The following is a 13,133-nucleotide window of genomic DNA, read 5'->3' on the forward strand; positions in this document are numbered from 1 at the left end:
AGTTGTCAGAAAAGTCTGTTGGGGAAATTTTCTAAAACTCTTGACATGTTTCGAAAAATTAGTACGATTGTACTAACTCAGTGAGGTGTGAGATTCGCAACGATGCGAGATTGGAGGAAATAACGTGAGACCACGTGTCACTTCAGAGATTGGGACACTTCAACAAGTGCTGCTTCATCGTCCTGGTCGGGAGATGCTGCGACTGACCCCGTCCAATAAGGATGAACTGCTCTTTGATGACGTCCTATGGCTCGAAAAAGCGCAGGAAGAACATGACGTCTTCGCAAACGCTATGCGTGCGCGCGGCGTCGACGTGCTGTACTTCCAGCAACTACTAGCCGAAGCCCTAGAAAACCCAGCAGCCCGCCTAAAAGCTCTCTCCGCAGTATTCACCGAAGAAACCTGCGGAACCGGCGCAGTCGACGCCATCTGCGCCCTGGCTGAACGTCTTGACGCTCCTAGCCTGGCCGAGCTCTTGATCGCAGGTATTACGAAGAAAGAACTTCTAGAAAAAATACCTAATACGCGCTCGGTATCCTTAGAGTCGATCGGTGACGATAACTTCGTACTTGCGCCATTACCGAACCACTACTTCACTCGCGATACATCATGCTGGGTCTACGGCGGCGTCTCTATTAACGCGATGCGCAAAGAAGCGCGTCAACGCGAAACCATTAACGCCGAAATTGTTTACAACTTCCACCCGCGCTTCACCCAGTACGAACCCATCATTTATTCCAATGGTATGGAAGCTGGCACAGCCACTGTTGAAGGTGGTGACGTCCTAGTCATTGGTAATGGATCGGTGCTCATTGGTATGAGTGAACGTACCTGCCCTCAGGGCGTCGAACGACTTGCTTCGCGTCTCTTTGCTGCCGGACAAGCGCAGCGTGTGATTGCATTGGAAATGCCTAAAAATAGGGCACAAATGCACCTAGACACGGTGATGACGATGGCCGATGAAGGGACCTTCGTGAAATATCCGGGGTTGGGAATGCTTCGCTCTCAGACAATCCGTCCCGGCAATACGCCAAAAGAACTTGATGTCACAGTCAATGCGCCAGAACAAATGCACGACGTCATCGCTGAAGGTCTGGGACTGGATTCCATACGTGTGCTTGAACCACCATTTGATTCCCTCACCAGCGAACGTGAACAGTGGAATGACGGATCCAATGTGCTGGCACTGGCCCCGGGCGTGGTCGTTACCTACCAGCGCAACACCGCGACCAATGAATTCCTTCAAGACAACGGCATCGAAGTCGTTGACGTTCCGGGCGACGAATTGGGACGAGGCCGAGGCGGGCCTCGTTGCATGAGCTGCCCCATCGTGCGCGACGAAGCGTAACGGTTACAAAAGAAAAAACACCACAGAAAGGCACATGTCATGGCACATGCACTCCAAGGACGCCACTTCCTCAAAGAAACAGATTTCACCCCAAAAGAATGGCGTTCCCTGCTTGAACTTTCCGCTTACCTCAAGGCAGCGAAGAAAGAAGGCCGCGAAGCCCAACACCTGCTTGGTCGCAATATCGCTCTGATCTTCGAAAAGACGTCAACCCGTACACGCTGCGCCTTTGAAGTGGCAGCCCACGACCAGGGTGCCCACGTCACCTACCTCGATCCCTCCGGTTCACAGATGGGCCACAAGGAATCGGTGGCAGATACCGCTCGCGTCCTGGGACGCATGTTCGACGGCATTGAGTTCCGTGGATCAAAACAAGAACACGTTGAATTGCTTGCGGAACTCTCGGGTGTGCCGGTGTGGAATGGCCTCACAGATGAGTGGCATCCCACGCAAATGCTTGCCGACCAGCTCACCATGATCGAAGCCAGTGGCAAGGATATCTCCGATATTTCAATAGCATATGTCGGCGATGCCCGTAATAACGTTGGCAATTCACTGCTCATCTCCTGCGCAATGATGGGCATGGATGTGCGTATGGTGGCCCCTAAAGCCCTCCAAAACGACCCAGCTATTGTCGCCAAGGCTCAAGAACTCGCTGCAGCAAACGGAGGATCGGTACTTATCACTGATTCCGTTGACGAAGGTGTTGCTGGCGTCGACTTCGTCTACACCGACATTTGGGTATCCATGGGTGAACCTAAGGAAGTGTGGGACGAACGCGTTGAATTGCTCAAAGACTACCGCGTAGATGCCGCACTCATGGCAAAGGCCAGCCCCGAGGCGAAGTTCCTCCACTGCTTGCCTTCCTTCCACGACCGCAACACTACTGTCGGCGAAGATATCTACCAGCGTACCGGCCTTGACGGACTGGAAGTCACCAATGAAGTCTTCGAATCTGAAGCCTCCATTGTTTTCCAGCAGGCAGAAAACCGTATGCACACTATTAAGGCCGTTATGGTCGCCACGTTGGGGCGGTGACACCATGCGTATCGTTGTAGCACTCGGTGGTAATGCGCTCCTGCGTCGAGGTGACGTGCCCGATGCGCGCACACAAATTGAGCATGTGCGTCATGCTGCCGAACAGCTCGCACGGCTCGCCGAGGAACACGAACTCATCGTTACCCACGGCAACGGCCCACAGGTTGGTGTACTCGCCCTAGAAAGCGCTCAGGATGAGCGCCTTACCGAACCCTACCCATTCGATACTCTCGGTGCTGAAACCCAAGGGATGATCGGCTACTGGCTGCTCCAAGCACTACAAAACGCGCTCCCGGGACGTCACGTCGCCTCGATGATCAACCAAACCCTGGTCCTCGCAGGCGACCCCGCCTTCGAAAACCCCACCAAGTTCATCGGTGAGGTATATGACGAAGAAACCGCAAAGAAACTCGCCGAAGAACGAGGGTGGACGGTCAAACCCGATGGCCCGTACTACCGCCGCGTCGTAGGCTCGCCCAAACCACAACGCATCATCGAAACGCGACTTCTGCGCGTACTGCTCAACGCTGGTGCCGTAGTGGTGTGTGCCGGTGGGGGCGGTATACCCGTTATCCGCAACACCCGAGGCAAACTCGAAGGTGTCGAAGCTGTGATCGACAAAGACCTCACAGCCTCGGTGCTAGCAGAATCCTTGGATGCGGATGCGCTGCTGATCCTTACCGATGTTGCTGCGGTCCAAGATGGCTTCGGCACTCCCGAAGCTAAAGAAATACTCCGTGCAACCCCTGCGGACCTTCGCGGCATGGGACTACCAGCGGGATCCATGGGCCCGAAGGTTGAGGCTGCATGCCGATTTGTTGAACTCACCGGTGGTATTTCAGCAATTGGTCGACTCGAAGATGCTGACCGCATTATCAGTGGCGAATGCGGCACCATCATCACCGCAGGCGGCAACTACGGTGGCCCTGAAGACATCCGGCCACCAATGCCTGAAGCACCCGATTCACGTTTGCGCCGCGTATAGGCACCCTATGTATCACGCGTGCCGAGCCCAGTACCTAGGGAGGAGATGAGGCCACACCGTAACACACTCCAAGGACACTATCGGACATACAACAACCTCAATTCACAAACAGATCACGAAGGAGTGAGAAGAATGCCAAAGATTGTCAATTCATGGAATGATTTCGATCCGCTTAAGCACGTCATTGTTGGACGCGCTGAACACTCGGTGATTCCCCCCGAAGAGCCTGCTACTTCGGAGAAGGTGCCGATTGACTCTGAGATGCGTGGTATGTGGGGTCCTCGTCCGCTGGAAACGGTGGAGAAGGCTGCTGCCCAGCTTGACTACCTCGCTGAGGTCCTTGAGAAGCGTGGCGTGAAGGTTGACCGCCCCACGCCTTTGCAGTGGAACCAGCCTGTGATGACTCCTGATTTCCGTACCGACTCCATGATGACCTGTATGCCGCCTCGCGACATCTTGCTCACCATCGGTAACGAAATCATGGCTTCGGCGAACTCGTTCCGTTGCCGCTACTTCGAATACCTTGCCTACTGGCCGCTGATGAAGCAGTACTTCGATGAGGACCCAGAGTTCAAGTGGACTCAGGCTCCTCGTCCGCGTCTGACCGATGCGTCCTACAAGCACAATTACTACGACGAGAAGATTTCCTTGGAGGAACGCCTGGTGCGTACCGCCAACAAGGACTTCGTTACCACTGAGGTTGAACCCATGTGGGATGCTGCCGACATCCTCCGTCTGGGCAAGGACCTCTTTATTCAGCATGGTTTGACCACGAACCGTGCTGCTATGGAGTGGTTCAAGCGGTACTACCCGGATCTGCGGATTCACGCGGTGAACTTCCCCGGTGACCCATACCCGATTCACATTGACGCGACCTTCGTTCCGTTGCGTCCAGGCCTCATTATCAACAACCCGCAACGTCGTCTTCCTGAAGAGCAACGTAAGATCTTCGAGGCGAATGATTGGCAGATTGTTGATGCTGCGCAGCCTGCACACGACACGCCGCCGCCGTTGTGCTACTCGTCGGTGTGGCTGTCCATGAACTGCCTCGTCCTTGACCACGAAACCGTGATATGTGAGGCTTCCGAAGTTCATCAGATGGAGCAGATGGACAAGCTTGGCATGAATGTTATCCCCGTTCCCTTCCGTGACGCTTACCCATTCGGTGGTGCACTGCACTGCGCGACTGCGGACGTGTACCGCGAAGGCGGCTGCGAGGATTACTTCCCGAACCAGGTGGATGACCCCACCCGGGTCTAACCACCACCCAGGGGGTGTATCGGCACCAGTGCCGATACACCCCCACCCCTCAAGTAACGAACAAGAAAATTGGAATAGGGGACAACGATGTCCGGCACCGCACCTTCCACTTCTACCTACACGATGAAGAAAAAGCTTGGCGCTATCGCTATGCTGCTCTCGGCCACCGGAATGGGTTTCGTTGGAACCTTTTCCCGTGGCGCCACTGCGGGACTTGCTCCCGAACACAAAGCAGTGATTGGCTCATTCCTTGCGTTTGGCCGTATGACGACAGGCATTATTGGCTTCCTCATCATTGCCTTTGCGACAAAGAAACTTGCTGACGTATTCCGTGCGCGCCTCACACCTGGCGTGATCCTGGGTGGCGTCGCCATTGGCTTATCGCTTGGCTGCTATATTTCCTCCACCTTGCTGACCAGTATTGCTAACGCCGTCTTCCTGATTTACACGGGTCCACTGTTTTGTACGCTGCTGGCCCGCATCTTTAGGAAAGAGAAGATATCGCTCCTGTCGGGTATCTTCCTCACACTGGTATTTATTGGCATGTTAATGACCATCGGCATTATCGGATGGGAAAATGGCGCTCCTACCTTCGGTCTTGACCTGTCCACCGCATCGGCTGAATACCCGCAAAAGACATTGGGCGACCTTCTTGGTTTGCTGTCAGGCGTCTTCTACGGTCTGGCGTTGTTCTTCTACGGATACCGTAAAGATATGGACTCAGTCGTCCGCGGAACATGGAACTTCATCTGGGCCGCTATCGCTACCTTAGCGATGTCACTGATCCTGCGTCCGTGGGAAGGCGTCGCCACCTTCACCTCCTCCAACTGGATCTGGGCCGTTGGCCTCTTCGCTTTCTGTGGCCTTTTCGCCCTTGGTTGGCTCGTTGTCGCTGGTCGTAACCTTCCTGCTGTGGAAATGTCCACCATTTCCTATTGGGAATGCGTTGTCGCAATTCTGTGCGGTTTGTTGATCTTCAACGAATCTCTTGACGTGGTCAGCGGCCTTGGCGGCTTGCTCATTATTATTGGTGGTCTTGCCCCCATCTTCGTCGACAGTAAACAGGCGGCCTCACAACGTGGCGAAAAGGTTGCTCAGGAGACAGGAATGTAATCATGTCCGCAGCAACTGAAAAGCCACAGATCGGGGCCGACGAGCGGCGAAAAGCATTGCATAAGGCTGCTGCCGCGAGCTTTATTGGTAACTTTATCGAGTGGTTCGACTACGCGTCCTACGGCTACCTCGTAGCTGTCATTGGGGTGGTCTTCTTCCCCGAATCAGACGAATCCGTCCAGCTCCTCTCGGCCTTCGCGATCTTCGCCATGTCCTTCATATTCCGACCCATTGGCGCGGTACTGTGGGGGAACTGGGGAGACCGTTTCGGTCGGCGCTGGGCACTATCGTGGTCCATCCTCATCATGTCTGCCTCGACATTCCTTGTCGGCCTTCTACCTGGATACGCCACTATCGGAATCCTCGCTCCGATCGCGCTGCTCATCCTGCGCTCCATCCAAGGCTTCTCCGCCTCGGGAGAATATGCAGGCGCTGCGACATTCCTTGCTGAATTTGCGCCACCTCGTCACCGAGGCCTCTACACCGCACTCGTGCCTGCTTCAACCGCCGCGGGCCTACTCGGCGGCTCGCTAATGATCTCCGGCCTCTTCTGGCTCCTTGACGATGCGTCAATGCACGCATGGGGGTGGCGCGTCCCCTTCGTCATGGCATTGCCACTGGGCTTCATCGGACGCTATATCCGCGTGCACTTGGAAGACTCCCCGGTCTTCCAAGAAATGAAAGCAGGCATGAGTAACGACGCGCCGAAAGCAACGCCGCTGCGGGATTTGTTCCGCCACCATGCGTGGCCTCTGGCTATCGCCTTCGGTGTCAGCGCACTCAACGCTGTCGCCTTCTACCTACTGCTGAGCTACATGCCGACCTACGTGCATGGTGAACTTGGTTTAGGCCAAGGCCTATCGACCATCATTTCCTCCGTGATGCTCACGGTCTACGTCATCGCCATCGGAGTAATGGGGTACTTCTCTGACCGGATAGGTCGGCGGGTCATGTTGGTCGGTGCAAGTATCGCATTCGTTGTTCTATCGGTACCGCTGCTGTGGCTCATGGGTACAAAGTCAGTGTGGGTGATCCTTCTGTGCGAAGTAGTCTTCGCTATCATTCTCACTGCTAATGATGGAACATTGGCCACCTTCCTGGCGGAAAGCTTCCCCACAGAAGTGCGCTACTCAGGTTTTGCTTTGGCATTTAACGGTGCCAATGCGCTCCTGGGCGGTACAGCGCCCTTCATCGCCACCTGGCTGATTCAGGTAACTGGCTCACGCCTAGCCCCGGCGATCTACCTGTCCGTCATCGCATTCTTGGCACTGATCGCAATGCTGTGCGCACGTGACAACTCCAAGCGTGCACTGTCGAGTATCGAGTAGGCGCCATTCAGACAAGGTCCGGGGAAGGAGACGTCAGCGCCCTTCCCCGGACCTGTATTTTCAACGTCAAGACGGTCACATCCTGCAGGGTATTAGACGCTGTCGAACAAAAGGACTACGCTCAATAGTTATAAGGGAAATGCGCATAGGAGGGACCATGAAACGAGGTGCAACAGACATAGCTGCAGACGCTGGAGACTCCCCCCGGGTGACACCGAGAGGCGACGAGCGGCGCCAGAAAATCATCGAGGCAACCGCTGCCCTTGTGCGCGAACTTGGCCCATCCGCAGTGACACACCGCGCTGTTGCGAGCCGTGCAGGTTGTTCCCTGTCAGCGACAACATACTATTTTTCGAGCCTTGAGGATCTCTTGCACCAAGCTGGCCGCGTCAATATTTCTCGTTGGGCATCACGCGCTGAACGTGTTGCCGAACGGGTTGAGGAAGAAACCGGGCGCCTTGATGTGGACGACCGTATTGAACACCTTCTTGATGCGACGCTCCCCAAAGATGAAACGATGATTGGCCACTATGGTCAGCTCATCAGTGCTGGTGCTTCAGATCCAGTGTCCCGTGCGTATCGCACTGGACGTTCACGTTTGAATACTGCGGTAGGTAGAGTGCTGACCCACCTGGGTGTGGCCCTACCAGCAGACCTTGTCATTGCCGTCGTTGATGGGGCGGCAGTCTCGGCCTTGTCTGAAGGGCTTGACGTGCGAGAAACAGCGCGCAAACTCCTGCTGATGCTGGCGGAAGTGCGCTGCGCCAACGACCAGTAGGTGGTGCAGCCGCCTCTGGCGTGGAATCTGCCCAGGCATATGTGGGCATGGTCGGTACAATAGGCTCAATGCCGCCGCGCCAAGGAGAAGACACTCGTGCCGCCACATATCGCCTCAGACCTCGCGCCCTTACAGCAGGTAATGGTGCACCGTCCAGGCAACGAGATGCTTCGTTTGACGCCAAATAACATGGACGAACTGTTATTTGACGACCTTTTGTGGCTTGAACGCGCCCAGGAAGAACACGACACCTTCGTAGGTGTGATGCGTGCGCGTGGAGTCGAAGTGCTCTATCTTCAACAACTCCTTGCCCAAGCCCTCGACACGCCGCAGGGACGTACCTACGCCTTAGAGCAGGCTTTTGGCGAAGACGATCTGGGGATTGGAATTGCCGAGGCGGTGCGCAGTTACGCTGAAGGCTGCACGTCGGAGGAATTGGCTGAGCTCCTTATTGCCGGACTGAACAAAACCGAACTCCTTGAACTGGCTCCACATAACGCCTCTCTTTTCCTGCGCACATTGGCCCCTGAGGACTTCGTCTTACCGCCATTGCCGAACCACCTCTTTACGCGCGACACCTCTGCGTGGATTGGTCGTGGCGTTGCCATTGGCACCATGCGCATGAGGGCACGTCGCCGCGAATCCTTGAACGCGCGCCTCGTCTATCAGTTTCATCCACGGTTCGCCGCCTGCGATATTCCCCTGTGGGATGACGGACAAGGGCCTGAACAGGCTGCTGTTGAGGGCGGCGACATTATTGTCCTGGGTAATCAGGCGGTGCTTGTTGGGATGGGGGAGCGTACCGGTGCCCAAGGCACTGAGATTCTTGCGCGAACTTTGCTGCGTGATGGTGGCATCCGGGAGGTCATTGCCGTTGAAATGCCAAAAGCGCGCGCACAAATGCACCTTGACACGGTGATGACGATGGCTGACGAAGGGGTTTTCGTCAAATACGCGGGCCTTGGCATGTTGCCATCACACCGTCTGACAAGCCCAGATGGCGAGCGTCTGCATGTGCAAAGCTATGCACCAGCCGAGATGCACCAGGTAATTGCCAGCGCAATGGGGCTTGACTCCATTACCGTGCTGAGTGCACCAATGAATGGGCCGGCAGCAGACCGAGAACAGTGGCATGACGGCTCTAACCTAGTGGCACTTGCCCCCGGTGTGGTTGTTGCCTACGAACGCAATACGGCAACTAACGACTATTTGGCTGCGCACGGTATTGAGGTGCTGGCCATCCCTGGTGCTGAATTGGGCCGTGGTCGCGGTGGCCCACGTTGTATGACCTGCCCAATTAGCCGCGCCTCGTAGCTCGTGCCCGAAAACCGCAATCTACATTGTTTCCACCCCCACCAGAGACACCGGAGAATGTCATGACACACGCCCTTTATGGCCGCCACCTCCTCAAAGAACTTGATTTCACGCCCGAAGAGTGGAATGCCCTTATTGAACTTGCTGGTGAACTCAAGGCAGCCAAAAAAGCCGGCACCGAAAGGCAATACCTTGTTGGCCGCAATATCGCGTTAATCTTTGAAAAGACCTCAACGCGGACCCGGTGTGCCTTTGAAGTGGCAGCCCACGACCAGGGTGCGCATGTCACCTTCCTTGACCCCACCGCCTCGCAAATCGGCCACAAGGAATCTATCGCTGATACAGCCCGCGTCCTTGGCCGCATGTTTGATGGCATCGAATACCGGGGTGACTCTCAAGAAAAAGTGGAAATCCTTGCCGAAATGTCGGGCGTGCCGGTGTGGAATGGTCTCACTGACGACTGGCACCCCACTCAGATGCTGTGCGATGCACTCACGATGAAAGAACACGCGGATAAACCCCTATGTGAGGTGTCCTTCGCCTACGTTGGCGATGCGCGTTTCAATACGGGCCGCTCCCTATTAGTGAACGGCGCCCTCATCGGTGCTGATGTGCGCATTGTTGCCCCTCGTAGCCTATGGCCAAACGACGGCGTGATAGCCGCAGCGCGTGACGTTGCTGCCCGCACAGGTGCCAGCATTACGTTGACAGAGGATATCGACGAAGGTGTGGGCGGTGTTGATTTTGTGCACACCGATATTTGGGTGTCGATGGGTGAACCCAAGGAGGTGTGGGATGAGCGCATCGCACTGCTCAGGCCTTATCAGGTGGATGCTGCAATGATGGCAAAAGCGGCACCGGGGGCAAAGTTTATGCACTGTCTGCCAGCTTTCCATGACCGCAATACCACCGTCGGCGAGCAAATCTACCAAGCCACTGGATTGGCTGAACTCGAAGTGACAAATGACGTCTTCGAATCACCGGCATCTATCGTCTTTGATCAGGCAGAAAACCGTATGCACACCATTAAAGCGGTGATGGTCGCAACCCTTGGTGACTGGGAGAAATGAGGCACCTGATGACTGACGTTGCACAGCTGAGCCCAGCACAGCGCGCGCAGGTCCTTGTCGAAGCGCTTGCCTGGATGCGGGCATTTCGAGGCGATATTGTTGTCATCAAATACGGTGGCCACGCAATGACCGATGTGGAAGCCGGACGAGCCTTCGCCGCTGACGTCCAATTCCTGCGACAAGCAGGTATACGTCCCGTTATCGTCCACGGTGGTGGCCCGCAGGTGTCTGCGATGTTGAAAAAACTTGATATCGAGACGCCATTTCGTGACGGTGTGCGTGTCACCACTCCAGAAGCCATGGATGTCGTGCGGATGGTACTCACAGGGCAGGTGCAGCGTACCCTAGTGTCGGAATTGAACCGTAGTGACAACCTTGCGGTTGGTATCTCAGGCGAAGATGGTGCACTATTTCGTGCACTACCTAAACGAGGTGTCAATGAGGCAGGCCACGAGGTGGATTACGGTCTGGTGGGTGACATTATTGACGTGGATGCTGATCCCGTCCATGAATTGCTGGATGCGGGAAGAATCCCCGTGATTAGTTCAATTGCGTTAAATGACGCAGACCCCAGCGGTGTGCTCAATATTAATGCTGACAGTGCGGCCTCGGCCTTGGCAGCAGCGCTGAAGGCATCGAAACTGCTGATTCTGACTGATGTTGAAGGCATCTATGCGAGCTACCCGGATCCCGCCTCGCTTATTCACACCATTACCGCCTCGGAACTTGAAGCATTGAGTCCCGCTATTTCAGCAGGTATGATCCCGAAAGTTCGCTGCTGCCTCGATGCATTAGCCGGGGGTGTCGAGCAGGTGCATATTATTGACGGGCGTTTCCCACACTCGGTGCTGATTGAAGTGATGACAGATGAAGGCACCGGCACGATGGTGCTGCCCGACCCAAAGGAGAAGGTGTGAGCAGAGAACAAGACCCGTCAACATTGCGTGTCACCACTGTGAATGTCAATGGTATTCGTGCCGCGATGAAGCGCGGCATGGCTAATTGGCTTGATCAGGAGGCGCCGGCTGTGCTGCTCCTGCAGGAAGTGCGCGCTGATGCCTCCATCGCAGCATCCCTTTTGGGTGACCAGTGGCAAACGTTGGTTGTACCGTGCCGCATTAAAGGGCGCGCTGGTGTGGCTGTCGCGGTGCACCGTGACCGTGCGCATTTCGTTGGCTTTGAGCAGGGCGAGGCAAACGCAGCGTCGGCTGATCCGCGCGCACCGCGTCCTTTCCTTTACGCTGACGAGTCTGATGTTGACTCGGGCCGCTGGGTCGAGGCGACGGTCGAGGCTCCTAGTGGCGGTCATTTGCGCGTTATTTCGGCGTATTTCCATTCGGGTGAGAAAGACAGCCCGAAGCAGGAAGCGAAGATGGCGCACCTACCCCGCATCGGTGAACGTATGAGTGAGTTGTTGGCTGCAGGTGAATATGCGACGGTGACGGGCGACTTTAATATTGTTGCCTCTGAGGCAGATATCAAAAACTGGCGAGGTAACCACAATAAGAGCGCCGGGGTATTGGACGAGGAAATCGCATTCCTTACCCAGTGGCGTAAGGCAGGATGGCGTGACGTGATGCGTGACCTTGCGGGTGAGGTGCAGGGTCCGTATACATGGTGGTCGTGGCGCGGAAAAGCTTTCGATAATGACACAGGGTGGCGGATTGACCATCACTACGCCACCCCGGAGCTTGCCCCGTTGGCGCGCGCGTACCACATTGGGCGGGCCGCCTCGTATGATGGACGATTCAGTGACCATGCGCCATTGACTGTGGACTACGCCGTGTGACGGGCGATACCTGGGCCTTAGGTCTTGTCGCTTCGTCGATTTCGGATGTGTTTGATCGACCTTGGACGTAGCAAGAATGAGAGCGGCGGATTTTCAGGGTGTGGATCCTTGAAAATCCGCCGCTCTGTGGTGGTGTCGAGGCGCGGCGATGGTGCCTAGGCGCTGACATGCACCGCGTTGAATACGCCTTCGCTGTTGCTACGGCCATAATGTCCGCGACGACAGTGCTCGACTGCGCTAGTCCTTGTACTGCGGCGATTCCGGTACTGCGGCGACATCGCGCCCCAGAAGGACAACTAGCTGCGTGCTCGGGCCAGGGAGACGTGGGCACCAATTTCGATGGAAGAGACGTAATTGGTGAAGGCTTGTGGGTTATCGCGTTCTTCAGGAGGCATTTTCGGCAGGAATGCGTTCAATTGGATGGCGTTCGTTTGATTGTAGAACGTGAGTTGAACCGGGCATTCCATCAGGCGGCTCACACCTGAGACGATAATGCAGCCGTTTTCTTGCGCCGCACTGGTCTGTGAAAGATCGCCGTTGGCTGCCTGTACCTCGGCGACGATATTCGTTCCGCGTGCTGGATCTGAGCCAACAATGACGCGGTCGATCTGGGTGAAGTCGCGTGCGATAAGGAACTGGGCTGCCGCTAGAGCAACGTCCCATCCGTAACGGAATGTTGCCTGATAGGTGTATGTGCCCCAAGCGCCGTCTGCGCTCTTTTCAAATCCAGTGTTGAGCATGGTGTCATTGTATGCTCTTGCGCACGGTCGCAGGTGTCCAAACCGTATCGTGGCCGGTGTAGCGACGTAACGGTGAATACGGGTTCGTCGTGTTGGGTGTGAATAGTGGGGGTGGTGTTTTGCCGGGTGGGGGTGGTGTTTAGTCGCGTGGGAAGTAGGGTGTGGTGGCGAGGTAGTCGTGGTAGAGGGGGTAGGCGTGGGGGTGTTTGTATGAGGCGGCGATATCGTCAAGGGGAAGGTCAGCAAGGTAGGAGTGACGCTTGATGCTGCCAAGTATTGGTGGGTAGTCGGTGAATGTGATGGGTACTAGTGTGCCGTCGTCGCGTTTGAGGGCGTAGCGGTTGTTGGGTAGTTGTGTGGGTGTGTATCC

General features: G+C 55.8%; 13 protein-coding genes. 11 read left to right on the plus strand and 2 right to left on the minus strand.

All coding sequences use genetic code 11. The features are described from left to right. Positions 1-124: 124 nt before the first annotated feature. From G438_RS0106040 to G438_RS0106090, 11 genes are all read left to right on the plus strand, one after another. Positions 125-1,348 carry an arginine deiminase gene (locus G438_RS0106040; protein WP_026460555.1) on the plus strand — a complete coding sequence of 408 codons (1,224 nt, stop codon included), beginning with the start codon at positions 125-127 and terminating at the stop codon, positions 1,346-1,348. Positions 1,349-1,387: 39 nt separating this feature from the next. Next, the gene (argF, locus tag G438_RS0106045) at positions 1,388-2,386 is read left to right on the plus strand and encodes an ornithine carbamoyltransferase (protein WP_026460556.1); all 999 of its coding nucleotides are present in this window, start codon (positions 1,388-1,390) and stop codon (positions 2,384-2,386) included. 4 nt (positions 2,387-2,390) lie between these two features. Beyond that, entirely contained in the window at positions 2,391-3,371 is a 981-nt protein-coding gene (locus G438_RS0106050; RefSeq protein WP_026460557.1) for a carbamate kinase, read from the plus strand. A gap of 132 nt (positions 3,372-3,503) precedes the next feature. After that, a complete protein-coding gene (locus G438_RS0106055) occupies positions 3,504-4,631 on the plus strand; it encodes a serine/threonine protein kinase (protein ID WP_026460558.1) in 1,128 nt (375 codons plus the stop codon). A gap of 87 nt (positions 4,632-4,718) precedes the next feature. After that, positions 4,719-5,744 carry a DMT family transporter gene (locus G438_RS11120; RefSeq protein ID WP_051259357.1) on the plus strand — a complete coding sequence of 342 codons (1,026 nt, stop codon included), beginning with the start codon at positions 4,719-4,721 and terminating at the stop codon, positions 5,742-5,744. Between the two features lie 2 nt (positions 5,745-5,746). Then, the gene (locus G438_RS0106065; RefSeq protein WP_026460559.1) at positions 5,747-7,072 is read left to right on the plus strand and encodes an MFS transporter; all 1,326 of its coding nucleotides are present in this window, start codon (positions 5,747-5,749) and stop codon (positions 7,070-7,072) included. A gap of 157 nt (positions 7,073-7,229) precedes the next feature. Then, positions 7,230-7,850, plus strand: a complete 621-nt coding sequence (locus tag G438_RS11125) for a TetR/AcrR family transcriptional regulator (protein WP_051259358.1) — start codon at positions 7,230-7,232, stop codon at positions 7,848-7,850. A 96-nt stretch (positions 7,851-7,946) separates the two neighbouring features. After that, entirely contained in the window at positions 7,947-9,164 is a 1,218-nt protein-coding gene (locus tag G438_RS0106075) for an arginine deiminase (RefSeq protein WP_026460560.1), read from the plus strand. A gap of 62 nt (positions 9,165-9,226) precedes the next feature. Beyond that, positions 9,227-10,234 carry an ornithine carbamoyltransferase gene (gene argF, locus G438_RS0106080; protein WP_026460561.1) on the plus strand — a complete coding sequence of 336 codons (1,008 nt, stop codon included), beginning with the start codon at positions 9,227-9,229 and terminating at the stop codon, positions 10,232-10,234. 8 nt (positions 10,235-10,242) lie between these two features. Next, the gene (gene argB, locus G438_RS0106085; protein WP_026460562.1) at positions 10,243-11,151 is read left to right on the plus strand and encodes an acetylglutamate kinase; all 909 of its coding nucleotides are present in this window, start codon (positions 10,243-10,245) and stop codon (positions 11,149-11,151) included. Continuing rightward, complete coding sequence (locus tag G438_RS0106090) at positions 11,148-12,023, plus strand: exodeoxyribonuclease III (RefSeq protein ID WP_276200994.1); 876 nt, start codon at positions 11,148-11,150, stop codon at positions 12,021-12,023. Before argB ends, G438_RS0106090 begins: the two co-directional genes overlap by 4 nt. Before the next feature lie 296 nt (positions 12,024-12,319). On the opposite strand, the gene G438_RS0106095 is transcribed toward G438_RS0106090, so the two are convergent. Continuing rightward, the gene (locus G438_RS0106095) at positions 12,320-12,763 is read right to left on the minus strand and encodes a hypothetical protein (protein WP_026460564.1); all 444 of its coding nucleotides are present in this window, start codon (positions 12,761-12,763) and stop codon (positions 12,320-12,322) included. A gap of 139 nt (positions 12,764-12,902) precedes the next feature. Beyond that, positions 12,903-13,133: hypothetical protein (locus tag G438_RS12490; RefSeq protein WP_026460565.1), on the minus strand; the 231-nt coding region annotated here is incomplete at its 5' end.

Origin of the sequence: Schaalia suimastitidis DSM 15538 (assembly GCF_000429105.1) — a bacterium.
GTDB classification, from domain to species: domain Bacteria; phylum Actinomycetota; class Actinomycetes; order Actinomycetales; family Actinomycetaceae; genus Pauljensenia; species Pauljensenia suimastitidis.